Genomic DNA, 14,946 nt, shown 5'->3' with positions numbered 1-14,946 from the left:
ACGCGACCCTCCTCCTCTAGACCCACGCCACAAACGCTACATATCTTGGGCCGAACAGTATTGGGACAGGTCCAGTTACGGGTGGGGCTCTTAAGAATTGCGTTTATTGAAACTGGACCTGTCCCCGTTGCCCCTCCTAGAGGCTCTTGATGAATTTGTCATCGACCCCACCGTACAGGCTCCAGATGCCAAGCTCGACCCAATCCAGGTCGCGGGCGTAGTGGTCGCGACAGGGCTGCTTGACGCGGTTTTGGATCGGGTTGTGCAAGAAAGTGATCACGTCAAGCACAAAGAGCGAGTTCACGCCGTTCTGGCCGAACATGTCATTTCCTTGGGCGCCCAAGAATCCTGGCCTCCAGGCTGCTCCCTGGGTGCTGTTGGCTTGGGCTCGGTAGGCTTCGGGGCTGTAGCGTTGCCAACGCGTCGAGTCACCCCATGCATCAAACCAATCATTGTGCGAGGAGGGTCCACGCTTAATGCGATCACGGCACCCGCGGTGGAACGTAGACATCCCAAGAATCAGGTTCGCCAAAGTGCTTTACTAAGTCCGCTTTCGAAATCGGCAGAGCAAGATAGGGGCCTTCTTCTTTGGCGGCAATCTTCCAGGTGGCTAAGCCTGCCTCAATTTTGAGGCGTTGAAGCTTTCCGTCCTTAAACACAAAGCGACTCAGACCATCGCGATATGTCGTATCTGGGGTGTTCGGGTCTACAGATATCATTTTCTCCAGATTCTTAGCAACGACATCTTCAGTCACGTCTGGCAAGAAATGTCGACTACCATCTGGGAACTCTACATAGACTTCTGCAAGACCCGCAGGCTTAGACGTATTGAACTCAACAAAGCCAACTTCACTACTGTTTTCCCAGAATACCATTTTAGGATAATTAGCTTCGGGAAACCCCATTTTTCTCTCCTTTTTCTCTCGCATCTTGTCGCATCCCAGAAAAGGCAACATCGTGAATCCATAGGCACCCAGCACTAGGAGAGCAAAACACTTACCGCCGGAAATTCTTGGCCGAGTCATACTTGTCAACCTTTTACTCAGGCGTGTCATCGATCGGGTCAGGCAATACCAATGGATCTGGCAGGTCGAAGTCCCAACTGGTCCGCCAGCCGCCCCGTGGGTTCAAAATGCGGTCATAGAGGCTCTTGATGAATTCGTCGTCAATCCCATTATACAGGCTCCAGATGCCGAGCTCGACCCAATCCAGATCCCGGGCGTAATGGTCGCGATAGGGCAATAAAGGTGTCAGGAACCGTTTTCTGCTTCCGCCGGGAGGCCAGCGCTCACGCGGCGGCAGGTGGCGCGCGGCGTCGGCGGCTCCGAGGCAGGGGCACGACTCACGCCCCAGCTCCTACGTAGACAACGCCGCTTCGCCATCGAGTGTAGCCGAGGTTGCCGCCGTCGTGCTACTCGCGTCGTGACGCCTGCGCGCCGCGGGAACAAACGGGGACAGGTCCAGTTACGGGTGGGGCTCTTAAGAATTGCGTTATTAAAACTGGACCTGTCCCCGTTGCCCCCCTTATTAAAACTGGACCTGTCCCCGTTGCCCCCCTTATTAAAACTGGACCTGTCCCCGTTGCCCCTCCCAAATAGGGGCCGGCGAATCACCAGGCAGAGAACGGGCGGCTAAGAACTGAACCTGTCACCGTATCCGCCCGCGTTCTATCCCCCGAGCCGCGGCCGGTCCTCCAATGGATCTGGTCCAGGCGCCCATCTCCCCAGGAACCCGTAGGGCGTCTCCGCTACAATCGCTGAAGCGTGCCTGAGGATTGCTCAGAGCTTGTAGCGGAGGTAATAAGGCGGCTCAGTTCGGCCTCCCGCTGATCGTGTTGAACCCTGAAATGCGTCTTAACCACGGAGGTCCGACTCGCCATGCCTGCCTCTTCCGAAGTACCTTTGCTTCCCACCAATCGACGCGGCTTCCTGAAGGCCGCCGGCGCCGCCGTGGTCGCCGCCGGCTCGCCCTATGTCGCGCCGAGCTCCGTGTTTGGCAAAGCCGCCCCCAGCAACCGCATCAATGTCGGCGTGATCGGACTGGGCACGCGCGGCATCCCTGACATGAAGGTATTCATGAACAACGAGGATGTCCAGATCCGCGCGATCTGCGACGTCAACACGGCCAGCGATGGCTACCGCGACGAGGTGACCGTCATGGGGCGGGAACCGGCCCTGCAGATGGCGAACGAGTACTACGGCGCCAAACGGAAAACAGGCGCCTACGAAGGTGTTGTCGCGACCAGCGATTTCCGTGAAGTCCTCTCTCGTGACGACATCGACGCCGTGGCGATCGTCGTGCCGGACCATTGGCATGCCCCGATGACCATCCTGGCGGCGAACGCCGGCAAAGACATCTTCTGCCAGAAGCCGCTCACGCTCACCCTCGGCGAAGGCCGGGACATGATCAACGCGGTCCGATCAAACCAGCGCATCCTGCAGACCGCCAGCCAGTACCGCTCGCACTGCAGGGCTCGGCACGCGTGCGAGCTGGTCCGCAACGGGCGCATCGGCGAATTGAAGTCGATGCGGGTCCGCATCGGCTACAACAACAAGGTTGGCCCCGGCCCGGGCTGGGAGCCGATGCCCGTGCCCGACGGCTTCCTCTACGACCGGTGGCTGGGCCCTGCGCCCGCCGCGCCGTACCACGAGAAACGGTGCATCTACAAGTTCCGCTTCAACACCGACTACTCGGGCGGGCAGGCCACGAACCTGGGCGCGCACGCGATCGACCTTGCCCAGTGGGGGAACGACTCGAGCCTCACTGGCCCGGTCGAGGTCGAGGGGATCGGCGCCAAATGGCCGCCTGAAGGCAGCCTGTTCAACACGGCGCTGGAATCAAGCTTCCGCGCCCGCTACGCCAACGGCGTGGAGCTGCTGTGTGAGAGTTCCCCCGAGGACATGGGCGTGCGATTCGAGGGGACCGAGGGCTGGATCGAGTTTGTCCTCAACGGGGGCGTGTTCAGGTCATCGTCTCAGACGCTGCAGACCGCCGTGCTGAGCGCCGACGAGGTCCGCTTGCCGGTCTCGAACCCGGCGCGTTCCTTTCAAGAGCCGGGCGACTTTTACGCCGATCACGTCCGCAATTTCCTGGACTGCGTCAGGACTCGCGAGGAGCCTTTGGAGCCCGTCGAAGTGGGGCACCGAACGGCCAGCGTTTGCCACTTGTGGAACATCGCCATCCAGCGGCTGGGCAAGAAGCTTGCCTGGGACCCCGACCAAGAAGCCTTCACCAACGACGAACAAGCCAACCGCATGCGCACGCGACCAGCCCGAGATTGGACCTGAGGAGGAAGAAACGGGGACAGGTCCAATAAGTGCATCTACCCCGTCTTCTTCGGCCGCCCCGGCGAACGCAGCGTCGACTCGAGGCCCAGCTTCTTGGCGGTCTGACCGACCCACGGCGCCGGCCCGTAGGGCGAGCCCCGCTGGCTGCTGCGGCGGATCGCGGCGAGCTCGGCGTCGCTGGCGGGTTGGTTGACGTAGTCGACCCACCTGCGGGGACGCGGCAGCGGCCAGTCTGACAACAGCGCCCGGTGCTCGGCCGAGCCGTGCTTGCGGATCCACAGGCTGCCCCACGGCCACTCCTCGGCCCGCTTGACCAGGTTCGCCCGCAGGGCGTTGCGTTCGACGTACCGCATGAGCTGGTAGAAGTACTCGTCGGTCGCGACCGGGAACGACTTGAAGCGGCCCTGGTAGACGTGCCCCTGGCCGACCAGCCGGTGATGACGCTGCCACCGCGTCACGTGCCTGACCGTCAGCCGCTGCATGAAGGCGCCGAGGTCGCCGTCGGCCTCGGGCCACAGCACCATGTGCCAGTGGTTGGGCATCAGGCAGTAGCCGAGGACCCGCAGCGGGCGTTTCTCGAGCGTCTCGCCGAGCACGCGTTCGAACGCCAGGTAGTCGTCGTCGGTGAAGAACAGCTGCTGCCTGCCAACGCCCCGGTTCAAGACGTGGTAGACGTATCCGCCGGGCGCGTAGCGGGCGTTGCGAGGCATACCGCGAGGCTAGTCCGCCAGCGTTGTGGTGTCAAGAACTGGACCTGTCCCCGTTCTCGTCCCCGTTTGTAACTGGTACCATCCGAGGTACTCCGCAACAGCGATTCAGGAGTCCCGTCTACGCGGACCTCGGAATCTGGGAACCCAAGCATCCGTGATTCCAACCGGTGCCATCGCAAGAGGCCGACGAATCCAACCAGTTGCCCACAGTGCCTAGGTTCGATTCCAACGCCTTAACGTTGCTGCGTCTACTCGTTGCCCATGGTGCGAGTGTTCGTCTAAACGGTGCCCACGGTGCCAAGGTTCGTTCTGACCGAGTATTCGTCTAAACGTTGCCCACGGTGCCTAGGTTCGGTTGGGACTTCGGTGGGTTTGGATTACGGGAGCATGTGCATTAGGGTAAAGCAATGAATTCAGCTATTGCTAACGCACAACCCAGTATCATAGCAAGCACTCCTGATGCCTTCAGTAATTTTCTATTGGTGACTGCAGCTATGTAGCTATCTGACAGCCCAAAGGTCTTCAAGAACTTCGACGTAAATTGTGCTGTCTGGTCAGGAAAGAAAAAATTTACGCCCCCCCCAACAATCCCTGCAGCGGCCATGAACAGAACTACTTCCATATCACCTCTCGCAAACACTATTTCAGAAGCGCGGTGCGTCCGAAGGCCACGACGGTAGACTTCCATCTGGATAAGGCGTGACAAACCCTCCGTCAGGATGTGGAACCCAGCCTGGAGGAGGGGTCGGCGGCTTTGGCTTCATTACGGTGTAGCAATTCTGTACACACCCCGTCGCACCTCCCCCTGCACCCAAACCCAACTCCCCACCCAGAATTTCACCGTTTCCAGTCACAGTCACTCCCCCTGTCACAACTCCCACAGTTCCATTCCCTGAGAACTGATCGCTCCATCCCTCTTTTAGACAGCCTTTGTAGACACCGCCAGTAATACCGCCACCAACTCCAGCTCCGCCGCCCGCACCAAAGCAAAAGACCGTTGCCTCATTGCCACAGTCATCTTTACAAACCGAAATGGTAATGCTCCCCACGATACCGCCGCCAGCAGAGCCACCGACGTTCGCGCAATTAATTCTCAACCCGGATGGATCAACATAGTACGTTGGCATCCCCCCAACATACTCATAAAGATTGTTGCTCCCAGCATCATACCCAATCGGGTCCCTCGTCACCCACCTCCCCAACTGCTGGTGATAGAACCGATACCGATTCAACTGCAACCCGGTCTCTGGGTCGGTGCGTCTTCCGGTGTAGAGATGCTCGTTTACGATATCACCAGCGGAGTTGACAAAAAACGCCCCGCTTGGCGGGGCCAAGCGGGGCGGTGCGTTGTTCTCGTTGGTGCGCCGGGTGGCGGGCGGCGGGCGGCTAACGCGCGGCCATGTCGCTCGACAGGCCGCCGGCGGCCGGCACGTAGCTGTGACGCACGTAGTCGATCACCATCCGGTGCGCGCTGAACCGCGCGGCGAGCGTCACGATCGAGTCGATCATGAACTCGATCCACTTGTGGGGCAGGCCGTCGGTGTCGCGGTCGTAGTACAGCGGGATCACCTCGTCGCGGAGGACGTTGAACAGGTCCTCGGCGTCGCGGGCGTCGGTGATGTTGTCGTCGACGTGCTGCGTGCCGTTGCCGATGGCGAAGCCGTTCTGGCCGTTGTAGGCCTCGGCCCACCAGCCGTCGAGGATCGAGCAGTTGAGCCCGCCGTTCAGCACCGCCTTCATGCCGCTGGTGCCGGAGGCCTCCAGCGGGCGACGCGGGTTGTTGAGCCAGACGTCGACGCCCTGCACCAGGTGCCGGGCGACGTTGATGTCGTAGTCCTCGAGGAACACGATGCGGCCGGCGAACTTGGGGTCGTTCCGCAGGTTGGCGATCCGCTTGATGAAGCTCTTGCCCCCCTCGTCGGCCGGGTGGGCCTTGCCGGAGAAGATGAACTGCACCGGGCGGTTGACGTCGTTGATCAGCTCGGCGATCGCGTCGAGCTGGCGGAGGAACAGGTCGGCCCGCTTGTAGGTGGCGAACCGGCGGGCGAAGCCGATCGTCAGGGCGCTCGGGTCCAGCACGTTGCGGGCGGCCTCGATGCGCGACTCGTCCTCGTTGCGGCGGCGGCACTGGCGGCTCATGCGGCGGCGGACGAACTCCAGCAGCCGGCTCTTGAGCGCGTTGTGGGTTTCCCACAGCTCGCCCGGGTCGACGTTGTAGATGTTCTGCCAGGCCTCGTCCTCGCCCTGCCGGTAGCCCCAGTCGGCGGGCAGGATCTTGTCGTACAGCTGCCGCATCGGCTGGGCGAGCCAGCTCGCCACGTGCACGCCGTTGGTGATGTGGCCGATCGGCACCTCTTCCTCGACCCGCCAGGGCCAGAGGTGGGCCCACATGCGGCGCGAGACCTGCCCGTGCAGCGAGCTCACGGCGTTCGCTTTGCGTGACAGCTTGAGGCCGATGACGGTCATGCAGAAGGTCTCTTGCTCGTTCTGCGGCTCGACCCGGCCGAGGCCCATCAGCTGGTCGTGCGAGATGCCGAGCGAGTCGCGGAGTGGTCCGAGGTGCTCTTCGATCAGGTCGGCCTCGAAGCGGTCGTGGCCGGCGGGCACGGGGGTGTGGGTGGTGAAGGTGGTCTTCTGGGCGACTTCGCGGAGGGCGTCGTCGAAGGACAGGCCGTCGTGCTCCATGACCTCGCGGATCACCTCGAGCGGGGCGAACGCGCTGTGGCCCTCGTTCAGGTGGTACACGCCGGCGTCGATGGCGAGCGCCTTGAGCGCCTTCACACCGCCGACCCCCAGCACCATCTCCTGGCGGATGCGGGTGCGGCGGTCGCCGCCGTACAGACGCGAGGTGAGCTGGCGGTCCTGCGGGCTGTTGCCCTCGACGTCGCAGTCGAGCAGGTACAGGTTGATGCGGCCGACCCGCATCAGCCACACCTTGGCGAGCAGCTTGCCGTCGCGGGTGTCGATCGTGACGGTGATCGGCTCGCCGTCCTTGCCGACCGCCGGCTCCATCGGCAGGTTCTCAACGCGGGTGTCGACGTACTCTTCCTGCTGGTAGCCGTCGCCGTCGAGGTGCTGGCGGAAGTAGCCCTGGTCGTAGAACAGGCCGATCGCGACCAGCGGCACGCCGAGCGCGCTGGCGCTCTTGATGTGGTCGCCCGACAGCACGCCGAGGCCGCCGGAGTAGATCGGCACGCACTCGTGGATGCCGAACTCGGCGGAGAAGTACGCCACCGGCTTGGCGCCGAGGACGCCGGCGTGGCGGGCGCCCCAGGTGTGGGTCGTGTTGGAAAGGTAGTCCTTGAGCCGGCGGTGCGCCTGGTTGATGCGGGTGTAGAGCACCATCTCGTTGGCGCGGTCGGCGACCTGCTGCGGCGTCATCTCCGACAGCAGGGCGATCGGGTTGTGGTCGAGCTGCCGCCAGCGGACCGGGTCGAGGTCGCGGAACAGCGAGACTACCTCGGGGTGCCAACTCCACCACAGGTTGCGGGCGACGGTCGTCAGCTTTGCGTAGAGGGTCTCGGGGGTGACCTCCGTCCAGTTTGCACGTTCCACACTCGGCGCTGCGGCTTCGGCACGACTCATAACGATCCCTCTCACTTATTCGAAGTTGATAGCCGCCTTGGCTAAGGACCTTCCCCGGGGGGAAGCAACGGACTGCGATCCAACTATTCGCAGGCAAGGCGGCTGTAGGTAGTTGCGATAACCAGCATCAGCCGCGGATGCGACTATAAGGGTAATCAATTCGGAAGCAATGGGAAGGACCCAACGGCTCAGGGTCCGACGCCCACCGAATCCGGGTTGAGCAGGCTCCCCAGCCGGTCGGTGAGGGCCGAGCACGCGTCCTTTAGGTCGGCGTTTAGCTCGGGCGGCGTTACCGCGGCCTGCGGTTCGCTATCCGGGGGGGATAGGGGGGCCGTGACGGCCCCGTCGTGCAGCCAGGCCTGATTGCGGCCCGCCTGCTTGGCGGCGTACAGCGCCTGGTCGGCGCGGGACATCAGCGACTCAATCCGTTCGCCGGCCGCAATGCTAGCGAGCCCCGCGCTGGCGGTGACCGGGATGGACTGCCCGCCTACCTTAACCGTGGTGGCCCGCACGGACTGGATCGCCTTGTGCACCGCGGACTGCCCGGTCTGGAGCGAGGTGTGCGGCAGGATCAGGGCGAACTCCTCACCCCCGTAGCGGGCCACGACGTCGTGCTGACGCAGCGCCTCGCGGAGGGCGGAGGCGATCGTCTTGAGCGCCTCGTCGCCGGCGGCGTGGCCGTGGGTGTCGTTGAACTGCTTGAAGTGGTCGACGTCCAGCATCACCACCGAGTAGGGCGTCTTGTGCTTGCGCCAGGCGTCCGCCCGCATGCTGAGGTGGTCGTCCATCGCGCGGCGGTTCGGCAGCTCGGTGAGCGGGTCGGTCATGGCGGTGTGCAGGTGCTCGGCGATCTCGGCGGCCTGCGATTCGACCTCCAGTTCCGCGGTCATCAGCCGCTGCTGCAGCTGCTGGTTCGCTTGCAGCATCTCGCGGATCACGCCGCTGACCAGCGCGGTCAGTGGGTTGTCTTCCGGCGAGATCGACAGCGCCCGCGACTCCGACTGCAGCCGATCGTCGACGCGTTCGAGCTGCTCGCCCTGGCGCCTGGCCTCGGCCGACAGGTCGGCCGTGAGGGTGCGGAGCTCGCCCGCCAGCCGCTGGGCCCGGCGCCGGTCGTCCTCGGTGGTCGACGCCGACTTCTTCGACCCGGCGATCCAGTAACCGACAGCAATCCCGACAGCAAGCTGCAGGACGCCGAGCAGCATTCCGGTGATTAGGACAGTAGGCGACACGGTCTTCCAGTGGGTGGCGGGGGTGGGATGCGGATGGGGCCACTAACACAGGCTAGGACGCAGGAGCCGGGGCGCCCGGCCTGCTTCCCCCCGGTTGCGGCAGCCCTGGCGCCGGCGGGACCGGATATTCCGTCTGGGCCGGCTCCACTGCCTGAGGGCCGACACGACTGATATAATCTGTCCGCTGATAAAATCTGTCCGCCGTGGACCCCGCCGCCCCTTTACCCCGCCGACTCCCCAGAGGATGCAGACACGACAATGACCATCGCCGCGGCCTACGGACCCGACAAGCTGGGGCTCTCCTTCGAGCTCTTCCCCCCTAAAACCGACAAGGGCGAGCAGACGCTGCTCGAGCATGTCGAGCGGCTGATGGCCTTCAGGCCGAGCTACGTGACCTGCACCTACGGGGCCGGCGGCTCGACCCAGTCGAAGACCCTCGAGATCGTTTCCCGGGTGCGCCGCGACTTCGGCGTCGCGGTCGCGACCCACCTGACCTGCGTCGGAGCCACGGCCGATGAGCTCCGCGGCTACCTCGGCGAGGCCCAGGCTGCCGGCGTTCAGAATGTCGTCGCCCTGCGCGGGGACCCACCGCAGGGCGCCGAGCGGTTCGAGCAGACCGCCGGCGGGTTCGCCTACGCCAACGAGCTGGTCGCCATGATCCGCAGCGACTTCCCCGACCTCGGCGTCGCGGTGGCGGGCTACCCTGAGGTGCACCAGGAAGCGCCCAGCCGCGAGGCCGACCTCGAGAACCTTAAGCGGAAGGTCGACGCCGGGGCCGACGCGGTCATCACGCAGCTGTTCTACGACAACCAGGACTTCTTCCGCTTCCGCGACGACTGCCAGCGGTTGGGCGTCGATGTGCCGATCGTGCCGGGGCTGCTGCCGATCACCAACACGGCCCAGATCAAGCGGATCACCTCGCTCTGCGGCGCCCGGCTCCCCGCAGATTTGGTCGCCAAGCTCGAGGCCGCCGGCGACGACGACCAGGCCCAGTTCGAGGCCGGCGTAGAAATCGCGACCGCCCAGACGGTTGAACTGATTGAGCAGGGCGTGCCCGGCATCCATTATTACGTGCTCAACAAGTCCGAGGCCGCCTCGCGGGTGCTGCAAAGCGTGAACCTGCCGGGGTGACGCCCCGTAGGCAAGGTCGTGGGCGCCCGCGCATCCTCTAACCGTTCAGCTTCTTGCAAGACTACACCGGCCAGCAGATTGGCGACTATCAGGTGCTGCGGCGGTTGGGCCGCGGCGCCATGGCCGACGTGTACCTGGCCGAGCAGCTCTCGCTGAGCCGGCAGGTGGCGCTGAAGATCCTCAAGTCCGACCTCGCCAGCGACGCCACCTACGTCAGCCGCTTCCAGCACGAGGCCAAGAGCGCCGCCCAGCTGGTGCACGCCAACATCGTGCAGGTCTACGAGGTCGGCCGCGACGCCGACGCCCACTTTATTGCGCAGGAGTACGTCGCGGGCAAGAACCTCGGCGAGCTGGCCCAGCAGCAGGGGCGGCTGCAGCCCGGCTTGGTGCTGGACATCCTCCGCCAGAGCGCCGCGGCTCTGCACAAGGCGCTCGAGGGCGGGGTCGTGCACCGCGACATCAAGCCCGAGAACCTGATGCTGACCCAGAGCGGCGAGCTGAAGGTGGCCGACTTCGGGCTGGCCCGCCTGGCGGTCCCGTCGCAGCAGCAGCTGACCCAGGTTGGCGTGACGATGGGCACGCCGCTGTACATGAGCCCCGAGCAGATCGAGGGCCGCCCGGTCGACGTGCGGAGCGACCTCTACTCGCTCGGCGTCACCGCCTACCACCTGCTGGCGGGCGAGCCGCCGTTCCGCGGCGACACGCCGCTAGCCGTCGCGGTGCAGCACCTCAACAACCGCGCCGCCCCGCTTGCGGACAACGACCCGCTCATGCCGGTCAGGTTGTCGCAGGTGGTCGAGAAGCTGATGGCCAAGGCGCCCGGCGACCGCTACCAGACGCCCGGCGAACTGGTGGCCGACCTCCGCGACCTCGCCCGCGTCGCGGCCGACGAGGGCTGGGCCGACGGCCCCGAGCACTGGACCTCCATCGACCTCAACGCGCTCCGCGGCGGCGGGCACGCCGCCACCGAGCAGCTCGACACGCTGATGAAGCAGGCCGCCAGGCTCTCGCCCGCCCGCTCAGGCTGGGGACGCGGGGCCGCGATCGTGGTGTTGATGCTGCTGGCGGGGGGGCTCATCGCCATGGCGACCCAGCCCGCTCCGCTGCTCCCGAAGCAGCGCGCGCCGGTCGCCGTTAAGGACGACGTCCTCAGCCAGCTGTTCCACGCCAAGCAGGTCGACACCGAGGCGGCCTGGCTGGCCGTCAAACAGAACTTCTCAGACCTCGACATCCTGCACGAGATGATGGCCGATCAAGGGCTCGCGCGGTGGAGCCTGAAAGAAGGACGCTACGAGTCGGCCCGCGACGTCTGCCTGCGGCTGTACGACATGGCCGGCGCGTCGGACGTCGCGGTGCGAAACTTCGCCGCCGCCGGGCTCACCATCGCGTTTGTCGGCATGGACTACTGGGACCAGGCCCGCGAGACGGTCGGTTGGTTCGACCCCGACTACCGCGCCGAGTTCGAATCCCTCGAGCCGCAACTCTCTCAGATGTACGACGAGGCCCTCAATCGGCTTGACGCCCGGCAGTTTGCCGAGCAGCCGTCGCCCTAGCCGCCACGCTACACCCCAGCGACCGCCTCGTCGCTCTTGGAGCGCTGCCGACGCCGCTTCCGCTCGCTCCGCCGGTGCGGGCCGCTCGGGAGGTTCGGCGAGTGCCGATCCGGCAGACGGCGTGCCCGGGCCTCGCTGAGCTTGTCGCGCAGCATCGTTGCGGCGATGAACGCCCATACGGCGAAGAACGCGGCGCCTAGGATCGATTGCAGCAGGCTGTACGGCAAGGAAGGGCTCTTGGGCTGGGGGTTCGCAGCCTCCGTGTGCGACGCGGGTTAGAAGTCGACACTGTTGCTTCTCATCGTCTCGCCCGAAGCGCTGAATCGAGGGGGGCGGGGCCCGCCGGCAGGGTCGTCGCAACCGTCACGGACGGCCCCGCGGGGCGCTTGGCAGGGGATCGTCTCATGGCCCAGGGATCGCACAGAGGTGGCATAAATAGCCCGCTCGTTTTGGCGATTAGTGCTGGAAGACGGCGGTAGAAAATGCTAGTATGACGCGAAGTGGTGTTCGGGTGTACACTATTCGTCCAAGGCAAGCGCCGCTGGGCGGCACCGATTCCCCTGTTCCCCCCCTATTTTCCCAGGATCTAGCAATGCTGCGTCCTTACGTTGTGGGTGAAATCGAACGGCTCTTGGGAGAAGGCGTCCTCTCGCGGCGCGAGATCGCCCGGCAGGTGGGCGCCAGCCGGGCGATCGTGGATCGCATCGCCAACGGCAGCCGGGCGGGCGTCGGGGTCGCCCCGGAGGCCCACTCGGGCAGCGACTCGGCAGAGCTGCTGCCGAACTACTCGCGGTGCCCTGGGTGTGGGATGCGGGTGGTGCTGCCGTGCGTCTATTGCCGGGCGGTGGCCTACGTGGGCCGCTGTCGACCGGGCCTGGCAGTCGGCAGCGAGCGTCGGGCGGCCTAACCAGCGGCTCTATCCGCTGCAACCGGAGCGACCGCCAGAGGATTCTTGATAAATCTGGCCGCAATCGACGGCCGGCCGGAACGGCGCAAGCGATGTTTGGTCGGCTTTGCCACTTGGCCACGAGACGGCGCGTCCGCCGGGCATAAACACCCCGGACGCGCCGTTGAGGCCGGGGCCTCTTGGCGGTGCTGCCCGCCGCGTTTGCTCGTCCCCGCCGTCGGCCCAATCGGCAGCGCCGCCCCCGCAAAACCGCGCCGCCACTCGGGCGAGATCTTGCAGGATCGCGGGGCAGGCGATTGCTGACCCGCACGCGAACCGGTTACACTACCGGCTCAGCGCGGGGCGCTCAGCAGACGGGCCCCCGCGACCTTAGTTCAACGTGCGGCACGAATTTCTAGCGACATAAACGAAGGAGTCCTCGATGGGTGAGGTAGGTCGGCTGACCGTCAGCGATAAACAAATAGACCTGCCCCTAGTCCGTGGATCCGAGGGCGAAGAAGCCTTCGATATCTCGTCGCTCCGCAAGGAGACCGGGCTCGTCACCCTCGACGAGGGCTTCGTCAACACCGGCTCGACCACCAGCGACATCACCTTCCTCGACGGCGAGCAGGGGATCCTCCGCTACCGCGGCTACCCGATCGAGGACCTGGCCGCCAAGTGCGACTTTGTCGAGGTCGCCTACCTGCTGATCTACGGCGAGCTGCCGACGAACGCTCAGATTGAAGACTTCCGCAACTCGCTGCGGCGGCACTCGCTGCTGCACGAGGACCTGCGGATCTTCTACGACGGCTTCCCCCGCGACGCCCACCCGATGGCCATCCTCAGCTCGGTGGTCGGCGCGCTCTCCACCTTCTACCAGGACCTGGTCAGCCTGACCGACCCGCAGGTCGTCGACACGACGATCCACCGCCTGCTGGCCAAGCTGCCGACCATCGCCGCTTACTCGCACAAGAAGTCGGTCGGCCAGCCGTTTGTTTACCCGGACAACTCGCTGTCGTACTGCGAGAACTTCCTGCAGATGATGTTCTCGGTCCCCAGCGAGCCGTACGAGATCGACCCCGATTTTGTCGAGGCGCTCAACCTGCTGCTGATCGTCCACGCGGACCACGAGCAGAACTGCAGCACCAGCACCGTGCGGATGGTCGGCTCGTCGGACGCCAACCTGTTCGCCAGCATCTCGGCCGGCATCTGCGCCCTGTGGGGCCCGCTGCACGGCGGCGCCAACGAGGCCTGTGTCGCGATGCTCGAACGGATTGTCCGCGACGGCGGAGACGTCAAGAAGTACGTCGACATGGCCAAGGACAAGAGCAACAACTTCCGCCTGATGGGCTTCGGCCACCGCGTCTACAAGAACTTCGACCCCCGCGCCCGCATCATCAAGGCGAGCTGCGAGAAGCTGCTCGCCAAACGCGGCATCGACGACCCGATGTTCGACGTCGCCAAGCAGCTGGCCGACACCGCGTTGTCCGACGAGTACTTCATCGAGCGGAAGCTCTACCCGAACGTCGACTTCTACTCCGGCGTCATTTACCGCGCCATCGGCATCCCGGTCGAGATGTTCACCGTGATGTTCGCCATCGGCCGCCTGCCGGGCTGGATCGCCCACTGGCTCGAGATGCGGCGCAGCCCCGGCAAGAAGATCTGCCGCCCCCGTCAGATCTACACCGGCCCGCAGGAGCGGGCCGTGGTGCCGATCGAGCAGCGCTAGGCCGCTGCCCTGCGCCCGCCTGCCTGGCGGCACGTCGACCAGGTCCTTGCGGGACGGACGCGCCAGCAGCGCTGCGCCTGCGGCCTGTTCAGCCTGTGCGGCCGACGCAAACGGGTGCAGGTTCCCACACGCCCGGCGAGTCCGGGGATGCGTACGCTATGCTTGCGGTGTGCAATTGGCGGACGTTCTCCCCGGGGGCTGTATGCGACAATTCTGGCTGTGCTGCTTCGGCGTCATGCTCCTCGCACCCGAAGCGGTCGCCGCGCCCGAGGGCTACGAGGTCATCCCGTCGGAGATCGAGTTGACGATCGGCCGCAGCAAGCACCTGGTGGCCGAAGGGGTCACCAGCACCGTGCGGATCAACGGGCGCGACGTCCCCGTGAAGGTCGTCCGCCGCCCGGCGAAGAAGCTCAGTGTCGACAGCTTCTCGTTCAGCTACCCGTCGAGTTTCACGCTGCTGAGCAGCGCGAGCGCGGGCGACCCCGAGTCGGCGTCGTGGATGCTCAAGGGCAAGACCTGCCAGATCACCGTGCACCGCAAGGCGAAGAGCACCACCCTCAGCTTCCTCACCGACCACATGGCGGAGTTCTACGAGGGGCTGTCGGACGTGTCCGACCTGAGCCGCGGCTCGGCGACCCTGACCGTCCGCGGGAAACGCCAGCCGGGCGTGCGTTTTACGATGAAGACCTCGCGCGAGGGCCTGACGTTCCACGACTACTTCCAGCTGCCGGTGTCGTCCTCGCGGTACAGCTACTTTCTCGTCATCCACTCCGCGCTGGGCGACTCCTCCGAAGAGCAGGCCCGCAGCATGATCGGCACGACCCTCCGGTAGC

The 14,946-nt window shown here is 64.9% G+C and carries 14 protein-coding genes; 6 read left to right on the top strand and 8 right to left on the bottom strand.

The genetic code is table 11. From position 1 onward, the window contains the following. Positions 1-136: 136 nt before the first annotated feature. From Pla123a_RS11055 to Pla123a_RS11045, 3 genes are all read right to left on the bottom strand, one after another. A complete protein-coding gene (locus Pla123a_RS11055) occupies positions 137-322 on the bottom strand; it encodes a hypothetical protein (RefSeq protein ID WP_146586828.1) in 186 nt (61 codons plus the stop codon). Between the two features lie 160 nt (positions 323-482). Continuing rightward, the gene (locus Pla123a_RS11050; protein ID WP_146586827.1) at positions 483-1,025 is read right to left on the bottom strand and encodes a hypothetical protein; all 543 of its coding nucleotides are present in this window, start codon (positions 1,023-1,025) and stop codon (positions 483-485) included. A 13-nt stretch (positions 1,026-1,038) separates the two neighbouring features. After that, a complete protein-coding gene (locus Pla123a_RS11045) occupies positions 1,039-1,242 on the bottom strand; it encodes a hypothetical protein (RefSeq protein WP_146586825.1) in 204 nt (67 codons plus the stop codon). Between the two features lie 659 nt (positions 1,243-1,901). Here Pla123a_RS11045 and Pla123a_RS11040 point away from each other — a divergent pair. Beyond that, positions 1,902-3,287 (top strand): Gfo/Idh/MocA family protein, encoded by a 1,386-nt coding sequence (locus tag Pla123a_RS11040; protein WP_231956395.1) that lies wholly within the window; start codon positions 1,902-1,904, stop codon positions 3,285-3,287. Positions 3,288-3,322: 35 nt separating this feature from the next. Here Pla123a_RS11040 and Pla123a_RS11035 read toward each other — a convergent pair whose 3' ends face one another. From Pla123a_RS11035 to Pla123a_RS11020, 4 genes are all read right to left on the bottom strand, one after another. After that, positions 3,323-3,997: a transposase gene (locus Pla123a_RS11035; RefSeq protein WP_146586821.1), complete on the bottom strand. Its 675-nt coding sequence runs from the start codon at positions 3,995-3,997 to the stop codon at positions 3,323-3,325. Between the two features lie 644 nt (positions 3,998-4,641). Further along, on the bottom strand, positions 4,642-5,331 hold the full coding sequence (locus Pla123a_RS25270) for an RHS repeat-associated core domain-containing protein (RefSeq protein WP_146586820.1): 690 nt from the start codon (positions 5,329-5,331) through the stop codon (positions 4,642-4,644). A 52-nt stretch (positions 5,332-5,383) separates the two neighbouring features. Further along, positions 5,384-7,582 (bottom strand): alpha-glucan family phosphorylase, encoded by a 2,199-nt coding sequence (gene glgP, locus Pla123a_RS11025; RefSeq protein ID WP_146586818.1) that lies wholly within the window; start codon positions 7,580-7,582, stop codon positions 5,384-5,386. 188 nt (positions 7,583-7,770) lie between these two features. Continuing rightward, positions 7,771-8,814: a diguanylate cyclase domain-containing protein gene (locus Pla123a_RS11020; protein WP_146586816.1), complete on the bottom strand. Its 1,044-nt coding sequence runs from the start codon at positions 8,812-8,814 to the stop codon at positions 7,771-7,773. 258 nt (positions 8,815-9,072) lie between these two features. Between Pla123a_RS11020 and metF the strand changes: the two genes are divergently transcribed. Further along, positions 9,073-9,945 (top strand): methylenetetrahydrofolate reductase [NAD(P)H], encoded by an 873-nt coding sequence (metF, locus tag Pla123a_RS11015; protein ID WP_146586814.1) that lies wholly within the window; start codon positions 9,073-9,075, stop codon positions 9,943-9,945. A gap of 53 nt (positions 9,946-9,998) precedes the next feature. Further along, positions 9,999-11,498 (top strand): serine/threonine-protein kinase, encoded by a 1,500-nt coding sequence (locus Pla123a_RS11010; RefSeq protein ID WP_146586812.1) that lies wholly within the window; start codon positions 9,999-10,001, stop codon positions 11,496-11,498. An 8-nt stretch (positions 11,499-11,506) separates the two neighbouring features. Here Pla123a_RS11010 and Pla123a_RS11005 read toward each other — a convergent pair whose 3' ends face one another. Next, on the bottom strand, positions 11,507-11,725 hold the full coding sequence (locus Pla123a_RS11005; protein ID WP_146586810.1) for a hypothetical protein: 219 nt from the start codon (positions 11,723-11,725) through the stop codon (positions 11,507-11,509). A gap of 365 nt (positions 11,726-12,090) precedes the next feature. Here Pla123a_RS11005 and Pla123a_RS11000 point away from each other — a divergent pair, with 365 nt between their 5' ends. The 3 genes from Pla123a_RS11000 (at position 12,091) to Pla123a_RS10990 (ending at position 14,945) form a co-directional block, all read left to right on the top strand. After that, positions 12,091-12,405 carry a hypothetical protein gene (locus tag Pla123a_RS11000; RefSeq protein ID WP_146586808.1) on the top strand — a complete coding sequence of 105 codons (315 nt, stop codon included), beginning with the start codon at positions 12,091-12,093 and terminating at the stop codon, positions 12,403-12,405. A gap of 421 nt (positions 12,406-12,826) precedes the next feature. Next, the gene (locus Pla123a_RS10995) at positions 12,827-14,113 is read left to right on the top strand and encodes a citrate synthase (protein ID WP_146586806.1); all 1,287 of its coding nucleotides are present in this window, start codon (positions 12,827-12,829) and stop codon (positions 14,111-14,113) included. A 235-nt stretch (positions 14,114-14,348) separates the two neighbouring features. Beyond that, entirely contained in the window at positions 14,349-14,945 is a 597-nt protein-coding gene (locus Pla123a_RS10990; protein WP_146586804.1) for a hypothetical protein, read from the top strand. Position 14,946: the final 1 nt, after the last annotated feature.

Origin of the sequence: Posidoniimonas polymericola (genome assembly GCF_007859935.1) — a bacterium.
GTDB classification, from domain to species: Bacteria; Planctomycetota; Planctomycetia; order Pirellulales; family Lacipirellulaceae; genus Posidoniimonas; species Posidoniimonas polymericola.
Note: the sequence above shows the minus strand (reverse complement) of the source record. Positions and strands in the feature narration are given on the sequence as shown.